The organism is Synergistaceae bacterium (assembly GCA_031272035.1).
Taxonomy (GTDB): Bacteria; Synergistota; Synergistia; order Synergistales; family Aminobacteriaceae; genus JAISSA01.
Genome location: JAISUO010000023.1, coordinates 1 through 21,233, shown reverse-complemented (window position 1 = coordinate 21,233; position 21,233 = coordinate 1). Strand labels below are relative to the sequence as shown.

Here is a 21,233-nt window from a genome sequence, read left to right as displayed (position 1 = left end):
GCAAACCACTGTTCACCGTAATCATCTATTTTTTGCGTCAGCGAGTCCCTGATTTCGAGCATACGATCATCCCCTGAATGGCAGTATGGTATAACACAATTATTCAGATGTTACCACAATTATAAATCGCAGTCTCATTGTTTCCACATCTCCGACAATTTTCCGTCAGGCTTTTTCGTAAAGGTGGTGGGTGTCAGGGCATTTTGTATCTATAAGGGACGATATTGTATGAAATCAGGCGGGCGGCCAAAAGCCGCCCTGTTTGAGTTTTTTATGGTCTCCCCTTCGCCGCGCGAAACCTTCGGTCCACATGCGGGGCCCGCGGCCCGGGTGAAATCACCAGTCGCGCGGAGTGAAGCCCTCGGGGACGTCGATCTCTACCGTGTCGCCGGTCTGGACGATGACGTAAAAGCCCGCTTTCAGCGCGGCGGTTTTCACGCCAGAAGGCATGATCGCTCCGGCGAGAGCGCCGTAAATCTTCCTCTTGTCTCCCACGTTGTCTTTGTACTTCCGGAGAACATTCAGCCGCTGTTTGTGCTCTTTGACGTCGCTTCCCGCCGGCCTGGACTTAACCTCCACGGCAACGACGCTTTCGCCGTTTTCCAGAAGGATGTCGATCTCAGCGGCGAACTGCCCCTTTTCATCATTGATCTTGAAAGAGCTGGCGCAACCGTTGAAGTGGAAGCCCAGGGCGTTGAACTTCTCCTCAATGTTGGGCGCGACCAGGTGCTCGGCCAACTCCCCGAAGCGATTGCCCAGGTCGCCCATGTTCTTCGACAGCTCTTTGACCGTCCGCTCAAGTTCCTCATTCCGCTTCTTCTGCTCTTCCGAGTTTTTCCGCACTATCCGGGCCGTTTCCTGCAACTGGCGGTCCGTTTCCCGCAGCTGGCGGTCCGTTTCCAGGGACATCGCCCATACTTTCTCGAAGGTCAGGCCCATCTGCGGTTCTTTCGGTTGTGTCGTCGCTTCCATGCCGATCACCCTCCCTTTATGACAAAGTATAACATGGCTGAAATTTATCACGGACGTCACGGCTCAATGAGACAACCCCTCGTCCCGTAAAACTCCCTGCAATTCAACCCGCCGATGCGGTGTACTATTGAGCAAAGTTTTTATTTCAAATCTGACAAAATAGCTTTATAATGTAGAGAATCTACATGTTCGACCAGGGCCTCGACAGGCAAGCCGCGACTTAGGCAAAACAAATTTTGGAAGACCGGAGGAAAATTGTGATGAGAAAAATAGTGGGTGCGATTTGCGTTCTGGTTCTTTTGTCGGCGTCTTCGGCCTGCGCTCAGGGGAAAATTGTGAGCACAGAAAAAGCCCCCAAGGCAATAGGGCCCTACAGCCAGGCGGTTTGGGCGGGAAACCTTTTGTTTCTTTCGGGACAAATCGGACTCGTTCCGGAAACGGGCAAACTGATTGAAGGGGGAACTCTCGCCCAGGCGGAGCAGATATTCAAAAACATTGAGGCAATTCTCACGTCACAGGGACTTGGCTTCAAAGATTTGGTCAAAGTCAGTGTTTTTGGGCTGGATATCAAAGAATTCGCTGAAGTCAACAAGCTCTATGCGACTTTCTTCCCTGAAAATCCGCCAGCGCGTTCTTTCGTTCAGGTCGGGGCTCTTCCCGGCGGGGCGGCCATCGAAATTGAAGTCATAGCGTACAGGGAATAACAAACCGCAGCCTGGTCGAACGCTTTATGACTGCTCCCTCCTCGAATACGTTACTGATTTCATATGGACAGGGGCGGAACTCGCTCCTTCCTCCCCGCCTCCCCATCCCCATTCTCAATTCTCCATTTCCCTGTTTTTCCAAATGGCTCCAGGGCTTGGGGCCGCTTTCTGTTTATATATTCTTCATCAGACCTTTTACTTCAAATTTGTATGACAATTTTTTCGACAAAGAGGGTTTAAACGCCCGGTGCGTCCGCCTGAAACTGCCGAGTTGTTTTTTCAGGACGTCGAAGGGAAGAGGTTCGCTGAAGAAATAGCCCTGGATGTAGTCCACTCCCTTATTTCTGAGGATTTCGAACTGCTTCTGATTTTCGATCCCCTCGGCGATCAGCATCATGCCGTTCGTATGAGCCACCTCGGAAATGACCTGAAAGAAATACTGCGTGCTGTTCTCCTGTTCGATGTTCAGGACAAAATCGCGCTCCGTTTTCAGAAATGTGACCGGCAGATTTTTCAGGCTGTTAAAGGAGGAGTATCCCGTTCCAAAGTCGTCCACCGCAATTCTGACGCCGTTTTGCCGCAGTTTCTCGATCTGGGAAAGCGTAAAGAGGGTAAAGGAAACCTCGCTGCTCTCGGTGATTTCCAGGTTCAGCCGGTCGCAGGGATATTCATGCCGGTCCACCGTTTCCAGAACCTGGTTCGCGAACGTCTCATCCATCAACTGCAAAGGAGAGACGTTCACCGACAGGAAAAAACCGTCAATCGCGTCGAGTTTCAGGTTTTTGCATCGCTCCACGGCCGTTTCCAGAATCCACCTTCCCATGGTTCCGATCAGCCCCAGATGCTCCGCCTCGGGAATGAACACCCCCGGCGAGACGCGGCCCCTTTCGGGACAGGTCCAGCGGCAGAGCGCCTCAAGTCCCTTCCAGGTTCCCGACGCCAGTTCCACGATGGGCTGAAAAACCAGGTCGAAGCCGGACATCTCCTGCCTGACGCAGTTCCGGAGGTCCAGCCCAAGGCGGATGTTTTCCCTCTGCTGCCGGTCCATATCCGCATCGTACACGATGATGGCTCTGTTTTCGTGAGCTGTGGTTCTGTTTTTGTGAGCCGAGGAAAGCGTCCGGCGAATCAGACCGGCGACCTCGTCCCGAAGGATATTCTCCCGTGTGACGAAAATGATGGAGACCACCGCATCGCAGATGAAGGAAAATTCCTCTCCGTCAAAACTCAGAACCCAGGGCTGGGTGAACCGATTCGAGATCGCCTCCGCCACCCGTCGTGTTTCCTCTCCGCTGCGACTTCGCAAAAGCAGGCAAAATTCGTAACCTTCAATCCGATACAGCGGATCTCTCCCGAAATTCTGTTCGGAGTACCAGTTCAGAATGCTGCGGAGCAGTTCATTGCAGGTATTTCGGCTGTAAACGTCATCGAATTGATGGACGGCCGAGAGATCGAAGCAAATGAGGCTGACCTTTTCCTCCGCCTCGGGAGGGCGCTCGGGATGGGGCTGGGAACGAAAGTCGAAATGGGATTCAAAAACGTTCATCTCCTGGTGTTCGTGCATATTCTGCTTCAAAACGTCGCGAAGGTCCCACAGCAGTCGATGTTCGTTGGGCAGGGAGGTCTGGAGATCGTAATAGGCCAGACGCGAAAGTTTTTCCTGCATCGCGTATTCCTGAGTCACGTCCGTCTGGGTCACCATATGAGCCAGACGACCGTCCTCCCAATAGATCGCCTGGTGGGTGCAGCGCAGCCATGTGCCGCTCCGCTCTTCGCAGTGAGTTTCCACAAAGGGCGACGAAGGTTCCCCGTGTACGTTCAGCAGCCGGTGTCTGGGACAGAATGCGCAGAACGTATCGCCAAACATTCCGCTGTTGGTGTTGCATATCGACCAGCACCTGCTGCCGATGATTTTTTCCGTGGGCTGGCCCATGCGGCTGCTCCAGGCGTGATTGGCCATCAACACTTCGCCGGTGTAGAAATCGCTGACGTACATCGCCGCTTCACCGAAGTCAATAAACTTTCGCAGCATCCGGTTCGTCATATTCACCTGCTCCGTGAGGTTTTCGAGAGTCTTTTCTCTCTCGCGCAGTTTTATGTTGACCGTGGCAAGCCAGCTTATGGTGGTCTTAATTGTCTCCCCAAAGTTCAAAACGGTTTGAAAATCTCTCCCGGGGCCGCGGGATGCAGGGGTTTCCTCTTTTATTTTTTCGGGTTCCGCAGAGGTTTTACTCTTTTTTCGATTTTTTTCGCCGTGAATTTCCTCCACGATGAGGGCTCCCATGCAGATGTCGTTCAGCACAATGGGCATCAGCGCTATCCGTTTTCCCGTGCGGGGACAGGTGACGGTCGTCATTTCGCTGTTTTTCTGAACGGGCTCCAGGCTGTCCGCCAGGCTTTGCTGGCACAGTTTGGCCCTGATGTGCTGTTCACACACACTGTTCTGCCCACTGGGCGCGGTGAGAGCGTTTCCCTCATGGTCAACGATAAACAGCGCCACATTCATCATTTCAGCAAAGGAATCCTGGAGCTGCTGAATTTTGCCAAAATCAATAAAATCTGCGAGTTTAACAGCATTGTTCATGGTATTCATGGGTATCTGCATCCCTCCTTCTCCCTGCGCAGTATAGCTCTGAAATCCAAAAGGACAGTACCCGCAGGGTACCTCCCTCCCGACGATGCGATTTACATAGAATACGGAGCGTCAGACAGGCAGAAAACGCAGGTAAAGGGGAATGCCGCGAAATATAATCACGATATACCGAGGAGAGAGGAGAGCCGGAGAGGGAGGCAACCGCAATGAAAAGGCGCAGAAATCATCTTCCTTTAAGATGTGGTCTGCTTCGGCGTCCCCGAATTGACGGACTTCTGCAACAGGGACTCAACAATTCTCTGGTAACGCTGATCGCCGGTCCAGGTTATGGAAAAACTCAGGCCGTGACGGCATGGGCGAAAAGCATACCCCAGAAGCTGATCTGGTTTGATTTTCTCCGACTCGACAACAACGTCGAACGCTTTTGGGAGAAATTCCTTCACTCTCTGAAAAAAGAGCTGTTCGACCCGCCCCCTCAGGAACCGGAGTTTTCCCCGGAATTTCCCAGCCTGTTCGATAAATTCGACGCGTTTCTGGAATTTTTTTCGAAGGGCCTCTACCAGGGAAAACAGACCGTCATGATTGTAGATAACTATCAAAATATCGAGAACCAAGGTATCCGCAATTTTTTCACGAGCCTCATCGAGGCGGAACTGGAAAATTTTTGTCTGATGCTGGTGAGCAGCTCTCAGGACGATCTGTACGAACTCAGCGCGAGAAAAATCAAAAACAGCCTCGGGCACTTTTCCCTCACCACGGAGGACATGAAGTTCACGGCATCGGAAGTTCGGGAATTTTTCGGCCTCAACGACATCACCCTGTCCAATTTCGAACTCGAACAGCTCCTGGAGAAAACAGAGGGCTGGCCGCTGGCCCTTTATCTCATCCGTCTGCAGTACCGGACGGGCTGCGGAAGCATGGACGCCATCCAGTCCCCCATATCCCTCATCGAGGCCATATTCGAAAGCCGGTATTTTTTGAACTACGACGCGGAGATGCAGAACCTTCTGGTACAACTGTCGCTCCTGCCCGGTTTTTCATTCAGAATCATCAAAAAAATAACGGACGCCGGACAGGCCCAAATTATCGACGAGATGAAGAGCAACATTTTTATCTCACGGGAATTTTTGGACCGTACAGGGCGCTTTCATCACATGTACCAGGACTTTTTGTCCCGCAAGCAATACCGTTTGACCGATGAAGAAAAAACGCGCATTTTTTCGGCGGCCGGGGACTGTTTCATTGAGGACAAAAAACCTTACGAGGCTCTGGCCTGTTACTGGTCATGCCGGCGATACGACGGAATGATGCTGGCTCTGGCGGAGATCCCAAAGGTGCGCCTCAGCATCGCCGACAGCAACTACACTCTGAGCTATCTGGAACGCATTCCCCGGGACTACGCCGAAAGCCATCCCCTCGTGGACCTTTCCAGAGGCTTCATGTACCTCAACAACATGGAGATCGGCCGGGCCGACGAAATTTTTCTGAACCTTCGGGAACGACTCGAATCAGGAAAGAAAAGCGCCGCGAATCGCGCCCTTTTGGGGGAGGTTTACGCCGCTCTATTCGACATCAGCCTGCTTCTCAACGATATGCGCTTCACAGAATACGCCCCAAGGGTTCGTAAATACCTGCCTGACGGCAGCTGGATTCAGGGACAGGCCTTTTTTCTCGAAAACAACGACCTTTTTTTTCTCCCCCCAAACGGCGGGAAGGATTTGCCCGGCATGGTGGACGCCTTTTACAACGCCATACTTTCCGTCGAACGGGCCTTCAACTTTCGCGGGTATGGCTGCGAATGGCTTTTCGCCGCCGAAGCCGCCTACTATTCCGGCAATTTCGAAAGAGTGCGGGAATACGCCTGGTGCGCTCTGTACAAGGCCCAGGAGAAAAATCAGTACGATATAATCTGCAACGCCCGTTACGTCATGGCGAAAGTCGCTCTCTTTTCCGGAAACTACCATGAAGCGGCCTCTCTGATTTCGCAGATCGAGTTCAGTCTGGAGAAGCTCGCCCCAACCGTTTTAACGGAGCTGAAAGAGTGCGCTCAAAGCTGGTTCTACATCAAATTAGGGGACCTGAGCCACGTGGCGCGCTGGGTTTCCAGCTATGACCCCGGACGGTACGACGTGATGCCCGTCAGCAGAGGCCGCAACCGGCTCATCTGCGTATCCTATCTCATGGCGAAGGAGGAGTACCCCAGGGCTCTGGCCCTCATGACGCACATCGAAAATATTTTCAGAGAAAAGCGGCTGTGGATTGTCCAACTGAAGCTTCTGGCGCTGAAAACCGTGGCGCTCTGGCGGAACGGAGAAGAGAAGGAGAGCCTGGACGCCTTCCGGCAGGCCTCCGAAATGGCCTGTAAAAACCACATCGTCACGCCCTTTATCGAGGCGGGCAGCCACATGCGCGCCATCGTCGACGCGGCGCGTTCTTCCGAAAAATATTCCTTAAAATATTCCTTCGACCCTCAATGGCTCGACGAAGTAGACGCGGCGGTCGCCTTTTACACAAAACGTCTCGCGGTATCCATCAGCGAATATAAAAGAGAAAACAAAATTCAGAACCTGTCGGGGGTTCCGCTGACCGATCGTGAACGGGAAATTCTGGATTACCTCTCCCGCGGATACACCAGGGAGGAAATCGGGCAGGTCATCCACATTTCCGTGAACGGCGTCAAAAAACACATCACGGGCATTTTCAACAAACTCGGCGCGGTCAATCGAACGGACGCGTTACGCATAGCCGCCATTCGAGGCGACATTCCCGCCGTTCGCCTGGAGGCCAAAAAATTACTGTAAAAATTCCGGACGTTCGAGTTTTACCGGCCAGGACCGCAAACTACAGGGCGGCCAGCTCTTTTCGGGCGTCAGCCTCAATCTGGTCCCGGTGTCGTTCGACTTCTTCCTCCGCCCGCCGCAGGGCGTCTTCGTTGTACTGAAAGCTCGTCCCGCGCCGGTTGTAGTCCTCGACAATCCCGTTAAAAAATTCAATGGCCGAAGCAGTTCGGCGGGTTTTGAGAAATTCCCGCATGGTTTCGATGCGAATGCGCTCCCGCACGATCCACCTCAGCTGAGGCAGAGAAAGAACGTTGTCGTCTCCAGCCGGAGGTTTTTCGTACTCGTATTCGTTTTCGGGCGCTTCTCGAAGGGGTCTCGCGGAGCGAACGGCCGCAGGCCGCCCCGGGCTTTTTTCTTTTTTATAATATCCCCACGCGGACAGCCCGATAAACGCGGAGATTACCAGAACGAAAACCAACAGGATTCGATAAGGGCGAACCCGGATTCGCCCCGCCTGCCCGGCGCCGGAAGAGGCGGGGCTCTCCAGGCGGGGAAAACCCGTATAGCCGCATGACGGACAGGGTCGCGCGGGATCCGCCACCACATAATGACACCGCGGACATATCGTTACCGGCATATCAACCCTGAGCTCCTCTTTTTGTCCATATCTCCTTTATATCATTCTTATTCCAGTGTTTCCAGCTCTTTCAGCCAGGCTTCGCAGACGGCATCGCTGGGCATACGCCAGTCTCCCCTGGGGGACAGGCTCACGGAACCGATCTTCGGGCCATCGGGAAGGCAGCTTCGTTTGAACTGCTGCGCAAAAAAACGACGGAAAAACTCCCGAAGCCACGTGAGAATCTCCCCGGAGGAATAGCGCCCCTCGAAGGCAGCCGCGGCGAGGGCGTAAATTCGCGCGGGGGAAGAGCCACGGCGAACGACGTGATACAGGAAAAAATCGTGCAGCTCGTAAGGGCCGACGATATTTTCGGTCCGCTGGCTGATGTCGTCTCCCGAGGGCGGCAGAAGTTCGGGACTCACGGGCGTCGCGAGAATATCCGTCAGCACCTCCGTCAGGGAGGGCGTCACCTCCGCCACGTACCCGACGATGTGCCGCACCAGCGTTTTCGGCACGCCGGCGTTCACCCCGTACATGCTCATATGGTCGCCGTTGTAGGTCGTCCAGCCGAGGGCCAGTTCGGACAGGTCCCCCGTCCCCACCACGATGCCCCCCTCGCGGTTCGCCAGGTCCATCAGAGTCAAAGTCCGCACCCGGGCCTGAGCGTTTTCGTAAACCACGTCCCGAACCTCCTCCGAGACGCCGATGTCCCGCAGGTGGGTTCTGACGGACTCGGTGACGTCGATCTCCCTGCACTCCACCCCCAGGGCCTCACAGAGGCGCAGAGCGTTGGATTTCGTGCGCCTGGTCGTACCGAAGCAGGGCATGGTGACCGCGAGAATCTCCGACACCGGACGGCCCAGGCGAAGAAAGGCTCTGGCGGTCACAAGCAGCGCCAGACAGCTGTCCAGCCCTCCCGATATGCCGATGACGGCCGTTCGGGCGCGAATATGATCCAGTCTCTGAGCCAGCCCCGCCACCTGCATATCGAGAATGGCCTCGCAGCGCGCGTTCTTTTCCAAAACGGATTCGGGCACGAAGGGATGAGGCGCGATGGGACGGATCAGGGCGGTTCCCGCGGGACGGAGGTCGATGGAAAAGGGGATGACGGTGTAGCCGGCGCTGTCCGAAGAAAAGGTATTCATCCGCCGACGGTCGTATTCCAGAGCCTGAAGGTCGATCTCCGTCACGGCCCAGCCCTCCCCGAAGGGGGGCGATTCGGCCAGGATTCCGCCGTTTTCGCAGATAAAATCATGTCCCGAAAAAACCACGTCGGTGCTGCTCTCCCCGCGTCCCGCGTCGGCATAGAGGTAGGCGCACACCAGCCGCCCCGACTGAATTGCCGCAAGTTCCTTCCGATACGCAGCCTTGCCGATAACCTCGTCGCTGGCCGAGGGGTTCACGATGACCGTGGCTCCCGCCATCGCGTGAAAACAACTGGGAGGCAGGGGCGTCCAGAGGTCTTCGCAGATTTCCACCGCAAGCCGAAAGGCGGGTTCATACTCACACTGGAACAGGAGCTTCGTGCCGAAGGGAACATCCTCACCGCCAAAGCGGACCGGACGCGTTTCCGAAGGCGCCGCCGTAAAATGCCGCAGCTCGTAAAATTCACTGTAATTGGGAAGATGCGTCTTGGGAACGAACCCGAAAAGTTTTCCCCGGCCGAACACAGCCGCCGCGTTAAAAAGCTTTCCCTCCTGACGCAGGGGCAGTCCCGCCACCACCAGGCAGGCGATATTCCTGCTTTTTTCAATAAGAAGAAGCAGATTTTTCTCCGCCTCCCGAAGCAGCGTTTCCTGCAAAAAAAGATCCCCGCAGGTGTAGCCCGTAAGACAGAGTTCCGGAAGAGCCAGAAGCCCGACCTTTTCCCCTTCCGCCCTCCGGATCAAATCGAAAATCCGCTCCGCGTTGTACGCGGAGTCAGCCGTCCGAATGGCCGGAGTCGCCGCCGCCACCCGGATATACCCCTCAGGAACGCCCGTCATCCGCCTCCGCCCCTTCCGAAGCATTAAAAATTAAACGTAAAAAATTAAACATAAATAGAATGAAAATTGAAACCAACACTGCCCTCAGTATAGCAGAATCCCCTGACAAAGCCGAATTTAGAGCTCAACCATCCTCCTGAAACACTGGAGAAAACTCGTAAAAAACAGAAGCGTTCCAAGACAGAGGCTGACATCCGCCAGGTTGATATAACCGTACAGGACGTAAATCCAGTCGATAACGTAACCATAAAACACCCGATCCAGCAGATTCCCCAGCGCCCCCGCCCAGAGAAGGGGTATTCCCGGCGCCGCCCTCACCCGGGCGTCCTTCAGGCAGAGCAGCAGCAAAAAAAACAGCCCCGTCAGCGCAACGCCTCCGGCGGCTCCGGGAAATTTCGAAAGCAGAGAAAACGCCATTCCCCGGTTGAAGTGGAGCCCCAGGGAAAAATACGCGCCCTCTCCTCCGGAACCGACGGCGAGGCTGGACAGCGCCCAGAGTTTTGTCCCCCGATCCGCCGCCTGAGCCAGAACAAAGACTCCGACTCTTTTCAAAATCCTTCTCTGACTATCGGTCATTGCCTCGAACGCGCGGCACGGGAGAGAAGATCATGTCCCCCATCTCGACCCCCGCGGGATATTCCTCGTCGTCGGGGCCAACTCTGAACTTCGGCGGAAGGGACACGGGAGATGCCTGAAGATTCTCCGCGGGCGTCTCCGGCGCGGGAGGAACGACAAAGGGTCCCGAAAGGTTCGTCCCGAATTTTTCCAAAGCGGCGTGACGGGCGGAAGGGATGAAAGTCAAATCGCTCCACCAGAAATAATCCGTCTCCGGAGAGCTGAAGAAAAGGTATCGGGCATCCTTTTCCGTTCCCGCAGCCACGCGAATATCGGGGAACACCGCCCGCGCGGATTTCTTTTCACCCTCGAAGGACAGGGCTTTCATCCAGACAAAGGGACCGCCCAGCCAGAGCCCTTTGCAATCCTCCTCATAAAGCCCGAAAAGTCCCGCTCTGGCCCTCAGAAAGGGGCGCGCCCGGGAATAATCCGGAACCCTTCGCCCCACCCACCAGGCGTCCTTTGTTCCCACAAGGCGGACATTTTCCCGCAGCGCGGGATCGGACGGCTTTTCCAGCTGACCGGTCAGTTGTTCCAAAGCGGGACAGCGGTTTTCCCCCGTTTTTTCATGATACATCCGCAGGGCCAGGGCCAGGGTGTGCAGATCTCCCATAATCGCCTGAAGCTCCGGTTCCGCCTCAATGACAATTCCCCAGGCCGGAACCGCCGCGATACAAAGCAGCAACGCCGCCGTCAACATTTTTTTTATGCAGTGCAGTCTCCACATCGATAAAATCCTCCTCCGATACGGATCGTTTCTCCGAAAACAGGCATAATCCGCGAACGCGCGCGTCTCCCGTTGCATTTTAGCATGATCTTCGCCCTCTCTGGTTATACGCTCCAAAATGCAGTACAATTTGCAGGAGAGTCACCAGGAGTGGCCCGGGGAGAGAAGGTAAATGAGCGAAGACAGGGAACACGGTTTTTTCTCCCGCAACCTTTTCAGGGTGGATTTGGACAACCTGAGCTGGGGGAGAATTGTTTGGACCATGACTGCGGCGGTACTGGGAGTGTGGCTCTCCTGGGCCTCGCCGGAGATAACGGAGTCCTGCGATCGTCGCATTTACGACCGATTGCTGCGTCATGATCAGTTTGAGTTCGACCGGCCCATGATCCGGATCGTGGCCAACAGTTCTTCCGTTCAGGGAGAGAACGCCGATCTTTCGTGGCCGCGCAGCCTCCACGCCCGTCTTTTGAAACATCTGAAGGGGGCCCGGGCGGTCGTTCTGGACATACCCTTCGAAAATCCATCCTCTCCCGAAGAGGACAACGCGCTGATCCAGGCCGTTCGGGAGCACGGTCACGTCATCGGCCGCGCCCGCCTGCTGATAACGTCCACGGGGATCGCAACGGTCACGCCATTCCCCGCCCTCAGGGAGGCCTTCCGAAAAACGGGAATCGACAATCAGGCGGAAGATCCCGACGGCGTTTATCGAAAAGGGGTATGGGGCGCCGAGGACTCCATGAGGCTCCGCTTTGTCCCTTCACTGGCTCTGACCCTGGCGGAAGAGCTGGATTCCTCCATCACGCCGCTGATGCGGGTTGAACGGCTGCGGATCAACCTGCCCTGGAAGACGCTGCCCCTGGAGCGCACTCCCGACGGGCTGTTTCTGTTTCAGATCAACCATCCCCGCAACACCATCCCCACCTACGATTACGAAGACGTTCTGAACGAAAGGATTCCCGATTCCACGTTCCTGAATGCCCTTGTCATCGTCTCCTTTAAGGAAAACCAGAGGAGAGTCGCGGGAAGGACCGCCTACACGGACATGACGAAAAACGGTTCCATTCTTCCCGTTGGGGGAACGGCGGCTCTTTCGAAGGGCGAATACATCCTGCACACCGCAGCCTCTCTGATGACCTCCTTCGTGATGCAGAGGATATCCCCCGTTGTCCATATTCTGATGACCTTCCTGCTGGTGGGGGCCTCCACGTTACTGGGGTTCGTCCACTTCAAAAAAAGCCTGATCTTTCTGGTGCTTTTCTTTTTATCCTGGCCGGGGGCGGCCATCGCCCTCTTTCTCCAGCTGCACCTGTGGTTCCCGCTGACGGCTCCCTTTCTGGCGTCGGTGGTGGGATACATCGGCAGTCAGGTCGCCATCTCCTGGCGTCTCGACCGGGAGTGGAACGTCCGCGCGCTTTCCATCCGACCCTTGCTGGAGCTGGCCCAGGAAAGCCAGGCGGATTTCGGCGAGGACGTGACTTTCGACGACTATCTGCGCTCCATGTGGAAAGAAATCGAGGAAAAAACCGGCATCGAACTAAAATCCACCCGGGTCAGCGAGCATTTCAGTCTGATACAGAATTATCTGCAGCGCGCCAGCCGTACCTCTCAGAAAGGACAGGAATTTCAGATCATTCACAACGCCTCGGACACGCCCCCCCGCCATCGTATGCTTTTGCCTCTTCCCCTCTGGAAAGATCCGGGCAAGCCGGACGAATCGCCCAGTCGGGAATACGTCATTCTCGGCTGGGACGGAAGAGTTCCGGCGGAGACTCTGAGCAGCCTGGCCGTACTGGTTCTTTTCGCGGCGGTTCATTTTCACGGCGCGGAAGAAAGCCGCCGGCGCAAGAACATGCTGATCAAAACCATCGAAGCCATTATGGTGGCGGTGGAAGCAAAAGACGCCACCACCAGCGAACACTCCCGCCGGGTGGCGGCCATCTCCAAAAAACTGGCCCAGTGGATGAAGCTGAGCCCTCAGGAAGTGGACGACATCTACTTCTCCGCCGTCATTCACGACATCGGCAAGCTGGGAATCTCCGACAAAATCCTGAACAAGCCCGGCGCTCTGGATCCCCAGGAGCTGGCGGTAATGCGCCGCCATCCCCTTATCGGAGAGAGCATCATGCGGCCCGTCGAGCTGCCCGATCACGTCATGAGCGGCATTCTTCAGCACCACGAGCGGCACGACGGCAAAGGGTACCCCTACGGCATCCGGGGAGACCAGATTACGATGGCGGGCCGGATCATCAAGGTGGCCGACGTGTTTGACGCGCTGGTCAACCGCCGCCAGTACAAGGAGCCCTGGACGGAGGAAAAGGTGCGCAACCTCCTTCTGGAACTGCGGGGCACGGAGTTCGACCCCCAGATCGTGGACATCTTTATCCGCAACCTCTACCAGACACGCAACAATCCCATGTTCTACTACGGAATCCAGCTTTAGTTAAAACTTAATTAAAACACAGAGTAGTCGTTATCCATGGGGTCGGCGACGAACATGCAGCCAGGGGCGTGGGTGATGGCGAACTCGGGTTTCGCCGCCATGATCGCGGCCTGAGGAGTGACGCCGCAGGCCCAGAAAACGGGAATCTCCCCCGGGTGAATCGGCACAGGATCCCCGAAGTCGGGTTTTCCGATGTCCTTTATGCCTATGGCCTCGGGGTCCCCCACATGTACGGGAGCTCCGTGGACCGCCGGGAAACACCCCGTGCAGAGCACGGCTTTCGCCACCTGCGCGGCGGGAACGGGACGCATGGAAACGACCATCGGGCCCCTCATTCTGCCGGCCGGGCGGCATTCGACGTTCGTGATGTACATGGGAACATTGCAGTCGCAGTCGATATGACGAATGGCGATGTGGGACCGGAGCAGCGCCCCCTCAAAGGAAAAGGAACACCCGATGAGGAAACCCGCCAGGTCGTCCCTCCAGTATTTTGAAACATCCGTCGGTTCCTCGACGCACTCTCCGTTCTTCCATACGCGGTAGCGGGGAATGTCCTTCGTGATGTCGGCGCCCGGCGCGATCAGCTTCGGTTCGGGGTCGCCGATTTCCGTCACGTCGAGAATCGGGCAGGGTTTCGGATTGCGCTGGGCGAACACCAGAAAATCCCACGCCAGATCTTTCGGCAGAATCACCAGGTTGGCCTGCACGTGCCCGGCGCACATCCCCGACGTGGGACGGTCCCACCGGCCTTCGCGGATCATCTGACGCACGTCCCGGGGGCTCCAGGAGGCGTAATCGCTCATCCTGCCCAAAGCCGCAGAGCCCGTCATGATGCCGCCCCCTTCCCCTTCAAAATTTCCCCGAAGGGCTTCACCGCGATACCGTTTTTCTCCATGGCCGAACTGATACGGCCCATCACGTCCTCGTCCATCCCCATCTTCCACGCGCCAAAGCTCTCGCCCAGGCCGCTGTTGAGGTCGATCATCATCGGCATCTTACCCGAACACCCCGTTTCTGTTTTCATGTTCGCACCTCGTACCCGTTATTCATTATTCCACATATTATCCAAAAGAACCGCAGTATAAGCGTCATATCCGGTCCAGCCGTTCCCATTCCACGTCATGGGGCTCGCCGTCGACGCAAACCTTCAGCGTCCCCCGAAGAGGTCCAGCAAAATTCGTTTTCAGCCGCCAGGACGCCCGCAACCGCCGCAGTTCCGACACAAGCTCTTCATCCCGCCGCAGCAGAGTCACGGCCTCCTCCACCGTTATTTTTTCGAAACGCACCTTCTGACCCGGCAGGCGCTGAGCAAGGCGCGCCACATCCGCCCCGCAGATCGTCGCGATCTTCGTGTACCCGCCCGTCGTCTGCCGGTCCGCCAGCATCGCGATCGGTTGCCCGTGTCCCGGAATTTGGATGCTTCCCATGGAGATGGCGTCGGAAATGATGTCCGCCCCCCTGCGATGGGCGATTGTCGGGCCTTCCATGCGATACCCCATACGGTCGGCGGAGTTCGTGATAACATACTCGGAGGCATAGAACGTTTCGAGACCCTCCGGCGTGAAATAATCGTCCTGCGGGCCGGCAATCACTCTGAGGGGCGACGCCGCGTCACGAGGAGGACGAAGATGAGGGGGACACGTCAGCCCTTCGCAGGCCGACTGGAACGGTTCCGGCGTTCCCGTGAGGAGGACGTCGCCGGACTTCAGCGCCCGACCCCGATATCCGCCGAACCCGCCCCGGCTGTAGGTGGACCGGCTGCCCATCACGACGGGAACGTCGATTCCCCCCGAAACGCAGAAGTACGCACGGGATCCCGTCTTCGGCGGAAAAAAGGCAACGACGTCCCCCGCGGCGATGCCATGAGCGGTCCAGCAGGGCAGGGAAACTCCGTTTTTCGTCACTCCGGCCTCGGCGCCCGTGACGGCGAAACACCCCTCTCCCTCCGTGACGCGTATCGAAGGCCCCATTACGGTAATCTCCAACCCCGCCGGCTCCAGACCATGAACATCTTTTTCGTTGCCAACCAGGACGTTGCCCAGGCGCAGCGCCAGAGCGTCCATGGCTCCGGCCACGGGGACGCCCAGCATCTGAAAGCCCCGCCGGCCAAGGTCCTGAACGGCGGTGAACATTCCCGGTTTTTCGATCAGCAGTTTCATTCGGGCCGCTCCGCCTTCCTTTTCCGGACCTCGGGTTTCCAGCCCGGCTGAACGGACTCCCGGGCCAGGCGGTCGAATTCGGCTTTTCCCACCGGAACAAAACGCACCCACATTCCCGCGTTCAGGAAAATCGCCGGGTTTCGGTCCGGGTCGAACATGCGCAGCGGCGTCCTGCCGATGAGGTTCCAGCCGCCGGGACTTTCCACGGTGTAGATGCCCGTCTGCTTTCCCCCAATTCCCACAGAACCCCCCGGAATCCTCTCCCGCGGCTCCTTCAGGCGCGGCGTCTCCAGAGACGGATCCATTCCGCCCAGATAGGGATATCCCGGCACGAAACCCAACATGTAACAATAGCAGTCCCGTCCGGCGTGACGGCGCGTCACCTCCTCCGGGGAAAGTCCCGTATGGTCGGCGACCCGCGCCAGATCCGGCGCGAACTCTCCCTCGTAACAGGTGGGGACGATCAGCAGTTCTTCCTCCCCTTTTTCTTCCGCCTGAAGTTTTTCGGTCATCCCAGCCAGAACTTTTTTTATCTCCGCCGGGGATCCCGTTCTGAGAGGATCGAAACATACGGCCAGTGAACGATAGGTGGGAACGGTATCGATGAACCCCGGAAAGGGATTTTTCTCGATTTTTGCCCGCAGCGCCTGAACTCGCGCGTTGACCTCAGGGTCGACGTCATCGCCGAACTCGACGACAATACAGCTCTCCCCCGCATGAAGAAAGCGCGGATAAAAAAGCTCATCTTCGGTGGTTTCGCCCATACTCTCCAGCCATCTCCTGCCGATGTTTACGAAACATTGTTTTCTGTCTCATTTTACACTCGTTTTAGGGTTTTATCGCGAACGGCCTGTCATAAACCCAGATAAGCCCGACGTACAAGATCCGACCCCAGAAGCTCCGATCCCCTTCCCTCCATGACGATTCGCCCCGTCTGGATCACGCAGGCCCTGTCCGCCATTCGAAGCGAGTGATGAATATCCTGTTCCACCAGCAGTACGGCGATTCCATCTTTTTTATTGATTTTTTCGAGAGTTTCGTAAATGCGTCCCACGATGTTGGGCTGAACTCCCAGGGAGGGCTCGTCCAGCATCAGCAGCCGGGGTTCCAGCATGAGGCCCCGGGCGATGGCGCACATCTGCTGTTCTCCGCCGGACAGGGTTCCCGCCAGCTGGTGTCTGCGCTCCGCAAGGCGCGGAAAAAGCTCCAGCACGTAGGCCAGCCGCTCTTCCTTCCGCTTCCTGTCCCCAAGGGTAAAAGCGCCCAGCATCAGGTTCTGGTGTACCGTCATCCTCGGAAAGAGCAGACGCCCTTCCGGGACGTGGGCGATTCTGTACTCCCGAACCACGTCCGCCGGATCCCGCCCGACGGTGGATTTGCCTCCGAAGCGAATTTCTCCTTCCCTGAGGCGCAGAGTCCCCGATATGGTACGCAAAAGCGTGGATTTCCCAGCCCCGTTGGACCCGACGATGGAAAAAAACTCCCCTTCTTCCACGTGAAAGGAGATATGAGAAAGTATCGTCGTTCCGTTATAGCCGGAAGAAACCTCTTTCAAATCCAGAATTTTCGCGCTCGTCGCGTTCACTTTCGCATCCGTCATGGCGTCCCCCCCAGATAGGCCTCAATGACCCGCTCGTCCCTGGCGATTTCCTCGGGGCGTCCTTCGGCGATCTTCAGCCCGGAGTCCAGCACGACGATCCTGTCGGAAATGGGCATGATGATTTCCATGATATGCTCGACCATGAGGACGGTGACGCCCCAGTTCCGTATTTTGAAGATGAGCTCCACGGCCTCCTGGCTTTCTCTGGCGGTAAGCCCGGCCATAACCTCGTCCAGAAGCAGCAGTTCGGGCTCCGTCGCCAGCGCTCTCGCCACCTCGAGGCGCTTTTTGTCCCCGATGGTAAGCGCCCCCGCCTTCACGTCCGCCAGACGGGAAAGCCCGCAGAAATCCATCACCTCCCGGGCCCTTTCCCTCGCTCCGGAAACGAGCTTCGAAACCATAAAAGCCCCCACCATGATGTTTTCCAGAACTGTCATCCTCGTGATGGCCTTCACGATCTGAAAGGTCCGGGCCAGTTTCAGCGCGCATATTTTATGGGGAGAGAGCCCGTCGATTCTGTGTCCGTCCAGCCAAATCTCTCCGGAGTCGATCCCGTAAAGCCCCGAAATACAGCTGAAAAGCGTCGTTTTGCCCGCGCCGTTGGGACCGATGAGCCCCACGATCTCTCCCCGGCTTACGTACATTTCAACGCCTCCGACGGCCGTCAGACCGCCGAAACGCTTCGTGACATCATGAACCTCAAGAAGCTCCATTTTCAGCCCTGCCTTTTTCCAGTATCCCCGGAAACGCTTCGGCTTTTTTTCCGGCTTCTGAACGGCAGAACCGGTCGAAAATTCCGATGATACCCCGGGGTTGCCAGATGACGATCACGACAATGATCAGCCCGTACACGATCTGATCCAGGGCCTCTCCGGACCCGCTCCAGGCGACGCGGGCGTACTCCTGAACCGGAATCAAAACCCCCGCCCCAATCAGCGGGCCGAAGATAGAACCGGTCCCTCCCATGACGGTCAGGAGCATGATGGGAATGGAAAGCATGAAAAGAGAATCCGGATCCGCAAACAGCAGATACTGGGCGAGAAAAGTCCCGCCCATGGCCGCCAGCATGGTGCTGAAGGCCATCGCAATCGATTTGTACCTGGGTACGTCGATACCGAGAGCCCGGGCCACGTCCTCATCTTCGCGTATGGTTTTCAGGTAATAGCCGATGTGAGATTTCTCTATCAGAAAAACCACGAGAAACGAAAACAGCATCAGGCCGAAGGCGATATAGTAATAGGGAACCTTGGCGCGAAAGGCGAAATAGCGCAGACCCCAGTTTTTCAGGGGAAAGTAGACGCCTCTGGCCCCGCCGACGAACTCCCATCGGGTGATGACGATGTAGGCGATTTGCACCACCGCCATGGTCGCAATGGCAAAATAACGACCGCTCAGGCGAAAACAGGGTTTTCCGATCAGCCAGCCGAAGGCGACGGTCAGAATCACCCCCGCGATCATCCCCAGCCACGGGCTTACCCCCCAGTGGACGAACAGCACGGAGGACGTGTAACCTCCGATACCGACGAAAACGGACTGCCCAAGGGAAATTTGCCCCGCGTAACCGCTCAGAATGTTCCAGGAGGTTCCGAGAGTGGAGTACAGGAAAATCATGATCAATATGTGCAGGGGGAACAGGGCCCTGACGAACAGAGGGACCGCCAGAGCCGCCGCCGCAAAAAGAAAAAAGACGACGCCGGACAGGTTTTCTTTTATGAACGATCGCTCCAGGACAGGCTCCATTGTATCGACTCCGTTATTTTAACTGTGGGTTCCCAGAAGTCCGTGGGGACGCACCAGAACCACCACGATATAGAGACTGAATACCACGAGATATTTATAGGCGGGCTCAATCAGGTACCCCGAAAGAGCTTCGATGATTCCCACCGCTATCCCCGCCGCGATGGCCCCCGGAATGCTGCCGAACCCCCCCAGCGCCACAGCCACCAGAGCCAGAAGCTGAAAGGTAGTTCCCACCTGGGGATAGATGTAGTAGTAGTTGGCGAGGAACACGCCTGCGGCCCCAACGCTTCCAAGGCCGATTCCCCAGGCCAGAGCGAACATCCTGTCGACCCGAATGCCCACCAGCGGCGCCGAGTGGCGATTCTGCGCCGTGGCCATCAGGGCCCACCCCGTTTCGGTTTTTTGCACAATCCACCAGATCGCCCCCGCCAGAAAGAGGGAGGCGACTCCCGCAATCACCTGCCCTCTGGAAAGAGACGCGGAAAATATATGAATATTTCCGGAGACCAGCGGGTCGTTGATCATCCGATAGTTGCCGGTCCAAAGGTACTGCGCGACGCTCTGAAGCAGCACAACCAACCCGAAGGTGCAGAGCGTCTGCTGAACCAGCTCCCCGCCGATCACGCGCCGGATAACAAGAAAATACACCCCGGCGCCCAGGCAGAACATCACGATGAAAACGACGGGCAGAGAAATGAGAGGATCCAGCCCCAGGCGGGAGAACAGGAGCCAGGTGAAATACATGGCCAGCATCATGAAATCGGAATGAGCGAAGTTCACCATGTCCATGATGCCCCATATCAGGCTGAGTCCTATGGAAATGAGGCCGTAAACCATTCCTGCGAAGATTCCGCTGATCAGCACCTGCTCCAGATGTTCCATTGCCGATGTTCTCCTTTACCTGGGGTTTCCTTATTGTCGTTTCAGCGGTCCTTCCAGGCCGGAATCGGGTAAAGGACCTCCGCCCCCGCTATTTCATAGGGCCAAACCGGGACGTACTTCTGATCCTGAATCTGAACAACGATGCCGCGGCCGGTGTTGATCTGGTGGGTCTCCTGGTCGAACTTCACGCCCAGCCAGGGGAAAATCACCTGTTCCGCCGGAATGTCCGTTTCAAGAAGGGCCTGCTGGATGTCCTCGGGAGACGTGGATTTCGCCCTCAGTAAAACGTCGGAAATCACCAAAACGCCCATGAGCCCGCGGGCTGAGTTTCCGTCCAGCGGGAAGCCCGTCTTCGCCACCATGCGCTCGTTCAGCTTCTTCACGGAGGGCTTGTTCAAAAGCGTGGACGCGTAAACCTCCCGGCTCAGAATGTAGTTGCCCGCGCTTCCCACCGTGGCGAGGAAGTTGGGGTCGTTGAATCCGGCGTCATGAGCCAGAATGATTTTGGGACTGTAATCCAGATCCCGGAACGTCGTCTGAAGAAGAATGGCGTCAGAGACGTAGCTGGCCAGCATCACAATGTCGGCGTTGGCGCTTTTGAGCTGCTGAACCTCGCTGGTCAGGCTTGCGGACTTCGCCGTATAGGGAACGTCGGCCACGATTTTATAGCCGAACTGTTCGGCGTACTTCTGCACAGCCTTGGCCACGTCCGCCCCCCAGAGGGTATTTTCGTAAAGAGTGGCAATGCTTCTGCCGTAATTTTTGCCCTTTGCCTCTTCATCCCGAAGGAACTCGAAAAAGTTTCTTGTGAAAAAATCATCGTCGGGCGTACAGCGGAAGAACCACTGAAATCCGCGGTTCGTCAGAATCGGCGAAGTGGAGCTCTCGTTGAGGAAGGGAATTCCCAGCCTTTCCGCGGCCTGAGACGCCGTGGCGGTTGTGGCGGAGGTGTAACAGCCCAGCAGGGCCGCGACTCCCTCCTGCGTAATGAGCTGCTCTGCCGCGCTCATGGCTTTTTCGGGAACGTTCTGAGAATCCATGAACACCAGCTCCAGCTTTGCGCCAAGGTTCGGATACCCTTCGGTCTTCGCCCCGGGAACCTCGATGTCGTCCACTTTTGTATTGATGATCTCCTGGGCGATCTCCATTGCGGCCCGGATAAGAACTCCCGTCTGAGCCACGCCGCCGGACAGCGGGAAAATCGCCCCAACCTTCACCGTTTTTTCCGCAGCCAGAACCTCACCGGAAAAAAGGCACGTCATAAAAGCCCACACCATCACCCACGAAAAAATCCGCATTTTCGCCGCATTCTTCCTCATCGCCCATCTCAACTCCTCTGCAAAGATTTTTGCTGCTCTGCCGTGACAAAATCTCCGTCTGCCGGCAGCGGGAAAATATAAAAATATTTCTCTCCTTC

17 protein-coding genes and 1 pseudogene are annotated in these 21,233 nt (G+C 56.5%); 3 read left to right on the top strand and 15 right to left on the bottom strand.

Translation table 11 applies throughout. The features are described 5' to 3' along the window. Nucleotides 1-336: 336 nt before the first annotated feature. On the bottom strand, nt 337-972 hold the full coding sequence (locus LBR61_02565; protein MDR1730955.1) for a hypothetical protein: 636 nt from the start codon (nt 970-972) through the stop codon (nt 337-339). A 260-nt stretch (nt 973-1,232) separates the two neighbouring features. On the opposite strand from LBR61_02565, the gene LBR61_02560 reads away from it, so the two are divergent. Next, a complete protein-coding gene (locus LBR61_02560; GenBank protein MDR1730954.1) occupies nt 1,233-1,676 on the top strand; it encodes a RidA family protein in 444 nt (147 codons plus the stop codon). A gap of 172 nt (nt 1,677-1,848) precedes the next feature. On the opposite strand, the gene LBR61_02555 is transcribed toward LBR61_02560, so the two are convergent. Continuing rightward, on the bottom strand, nt 1,849-4,269 hold the full coding sequence (locus tag LBR61_02555; protein ID MDR1730953.1) for an EAL domain-containing protein: 2,421 nt from the start codon (nt 4,267-4,269) through the stop codon (nt 1,849-1,851). Between the two features lie 206 nt (nt 4,270-4,475). On the opposite strand from LBR61_02555, the gene LBR61_02550 reads away from it, so the two are divergent. Further along, entirely contained in the window at nt 4,476-7,070 is a 2,595-nt protein-coding gene (locus tag LBR61_02550) for a LuxR C-terminal-related transcriptional regulator (GenBank protein ID MDR1730952.1), read from the top strand. Between the two features lie 40 nt (nt 7,071-7,110). On the opposite strand, the gene LBR61_02545 is transcribed toward LBR61_02550, so the two are convergent. The 4 genes from LBR61_02545 to LBR61_02530 all read right to left on the bottom strand — a co-directional run bounded on the left by LBR61_02545 (nt 7,111) and on the right by LBR61_02530 (nt 10,995). Then, nucleotides 7,111-7,686 carry a zinc ribbon domain-containing protein gene (locus LBR61_02545; GenBank protein MDR1730951.1) on the bottom strand — a complete coding sequence of 192 codons (576 nt, stop codon included), beginning with the start codon at nt 7,684-7,686 and terminating at the stop codon, nt 7,111-7,113. Between the two features lie 47 nt (nt 7,687-7,733). Then, nucleotides 7,734-9,653, bottom strand: a complete 1,920-nt coding sequence (locus LBR61_02540) for an NAD(+) synthase (GenBank protein MDR1730950.1) — start codon at nt 9,651-9,653, stop codon at nt 7,734-7,736. Between the two features lie 117 nt (nt 9,654-9,770). Then, nucleotides 9,771-10,205, bottom strand: a complete 435-nt coding sequence (locus tag LBR61_02535; GenBank protein MDR1730949.1) for a signal peptidase II — start codon at nt 10,203-10,205, stop codon at nt 9,771-9,773. A 13-nt stretch (nt 10,206-10,218) separates the two neighbouring features. Further along, on the bottom strand, nt 10,219-10,995 hold the full coding sequence (locus LBR61_02530; protein MDR1730948.1) for a hypothetical protein: 777 nt from the start codon (nt 10,993-10,995) through the stop codon (nt 10,219-10,221). A gap of 172 nt (nt 10,996-11,167) precedes the next feature. On the opposite strand from LBR61_02530, the gene LBR61_02525 reads away from it, so the two are divergent. After that, entirely contained in the window at nt 11,168-13,435 is a 2,268-nt protein-coding gene (locus tag LBR61_02525; protein ID MDR1730947.1) for a CHASE2 domain-containing protein, read from the top strand. Nucleotides 13,436-13,446: 11 nt separating this feature from the next. Here the strand turns inward: LBR61_02525 and LBR61_02520 are convergent, their stop codons facing one another. From LBR61_02520 to LBR61_02480, 9 genes and pseudogenes are all read right to left on the bottom strand, one after another. Further along, a complete protein-coding gene (locus LBR61_02520) occupies nt 13,447-14,265 on the bottom strand; it encodes a putative hydro-lyase (GenBank protein MDR1730946.1) in 819 nt (272 codons plus the stop codon). 65 nt (nt 14,266-14,330) lie between these two features. Further along, nucleotides 14,331-14,429: pseudogene (locus LBR61_02515) on the bottom strand (LamB/YcsF family protein). Between the two features lie 94 nt (nt 14,430-14,523). Further along, entirely contained in the window at nt 14,524-15,594 is a 1,071-nt protein-coding gene (locus LBR61_02510) for a biotin-dependent carboxyltransferase family protein (protein ID MDR1730945.1), read from the bottom strand. Then, on the bottom strand, nt 15,591-16,358 hold the full coding sequence (pxpB, locus tag LBR61_02505; protein MDR1730944.1) for a 5-oxoprolinase subunit PxpB: 768 nt from the start codon (nt 16,356-16,358) through the stop codon (nt 15,591-15,593). The genes LBR61_02510 and pxpB overlap by 4 nt, the downstream gene beginning before the upstream one ends. A gap of 89 nt (nt 16,359-16,447) precedes the next feature. Further along, nucleotides 16,448-17,194, bottom strand: coding sequence for an ABC transporter ATP-binding protein (locus LBR61_02500; protein MDR1730943.1), 747 nt, complete (start codon nt 17,192-17,194; stop codon nt 16,448-16,450). Next, nucleotides 17,191-17,907: an ABC transporter ATP-binding protein gene (locus LBR61_02495; GenBank protein MDR1730942.1), complete on the bottom strand. Its 717-nt coding sequence runs from the start codon at nt 17,905-17,907 to the stop codon at nt 17,191-17,193. Before LBR61_02495 ends, LBR61_02500 begins: the two co-directional genes overlap by 4 nt. Then, nucleotides 17,894-18,934, bottom strand: coding sequence for a branched-chain amino acid ABC transporter permease (locus tag LBR61_02490; GenBank protein ID MDR1730941.1), 1,041 nt, complete (start codon nt 18,932-18,934; stop codon nt 17,894-17,896). Before LBR61_02490 ends, LBR61_02495 begins: the two co-directional genes overlap by 14 nt. Before the next feature lie 18 nt (nt 18,935-18,952). Beyond that, on the bottom strand, nt 18,953-19,816 hold the full coding sequence (locus tag LBR61_02485; GenBank protein ID MDR1730940.1) for a branched-chain amino acid ABC transporter permease: 864 nt from the start codon (nt 19,814-19,816) through the stop codon (nt 18,953-18,955). Nucleotides 19,817-19,857: 41 nt separating this feature from the next. Next, a complete protein-coding gene (locus tag LBR61_02480) occupies nt 19,858-21,135 on the bottom strand; it encodes an ABC transporter substrate-binding protein (GenBank protein MDR1730939.1) in 1,278 nt (425 codons plus the stop codon). Nucleotides 21,136-21,233: the final 98 nt, after the last annotated feature.

Coding starts and splice junctions, on each gene's coding strand:
- LBR61_02555 (MDR1730953.1), bottom strand. CDS start 4,269: ATGAATACCATGAACAATGCTGTTAAACTCGCAGATTTTATTGATTTT.
- LBR61_02565 (MDR1730955.1), bottom strand. CDS start 972: ATGGAAGCGACGACACAACCGAAAGAACCGCAGATGGGCCTGACCTTC.
- LBR61_02500 (MDR1730943.1), bottom strand. CDS start 17,194: ATGACGGATGCGAAAGTGAACGCGACGAGCGCGAAAATTCTGGATTTG.
- LBR61_02560 (MDR1730954.1), top strand. CDS start 1,233: ATGAGAAAAATAGTGGGTGCGATTTGCGTTCTGGTTCTTTTGTCGGCG.
- LBR61_02540 (MDR1730950.1), bottom strand. CDS start 9,653: ATGACGGGCGTTCCTGAGGGGTATATCCGGGTGGCGGCGGCGACTCCG.
- LBR61_02530 (MDR1730948.1), bottom strand. CDS start 10,995: ATGTGGAGACTGCACTGCATAAAAAAAATGTTGACGGCGGCGTTGCTG.
- LBR61_02510 (MDR1730945.1), bottom strand. CDS start 15,594: ATGAAACTGCTGATCGAAAAACCGGGAATGTTCACCGCCGTTCAGGAC.
- LBR61_02545 (MDR1730951.1), bottom strand. CDS start 7,686: ATGCCGGTAACGATATGTCCGCGGTGTCATTATGTGGTGGCGGATCCC.
- LBR61_02520 (MDR1730946.1), bottom strand. CDS start 14,265: ATGACGGGCTCTGCGGCTTTGGGCAGGATGAGCGATTACGCCTCCTGG.
- LBR61_02495 (MDR1730942.1), bottom strand. CDS start 17,907: ATGGAGCTTCTTGAGGTTCATGATGTCACGAAGCGTTTCGGCGGTCTG.
- LBR61_02550 (MDR1730952.1), top strand. CDS start 4,476: ATGAAAAGGCGCAGAAATCATCTTCCTTTAAGATGTGGTCTGCTTCGG.
- LBR61_02525 (MDR1730947.1), top strand. CDS start 11,168: ATGAGCGAAGACAGGGAACACGGTTTTTTCTCCCGCAACCTTTTCAGG.
- pxpB (MDR1730944.1), bottom strand. CDS start 16,358: ATGGGCGAAACCACCGAAGATGAGCTTTTTTATCCGCGCTTTCTTCAT.
- LBR61_02490 (MDR1730941.1), bottom strand. CDS start 18,934: ATGGAGCCTGTCCTGGAGCGATCGTTCATAAAAGAAAACCTGTCCGGC.
- LBR61_02480 (MDR1730939.1), bottom strand. CDS start 21,135: ATGAGGAAGAATGCGGCGAAAATGCGGATTTTTTCGTGGGTGATGGTG.
- LBR61_02485 (MDR1730940.1), bottom strand. CDS start 19,816: ATGGAACATCTGGAGCAGGTGCTGATCAGCGGAATCTTCGCAGGAATG.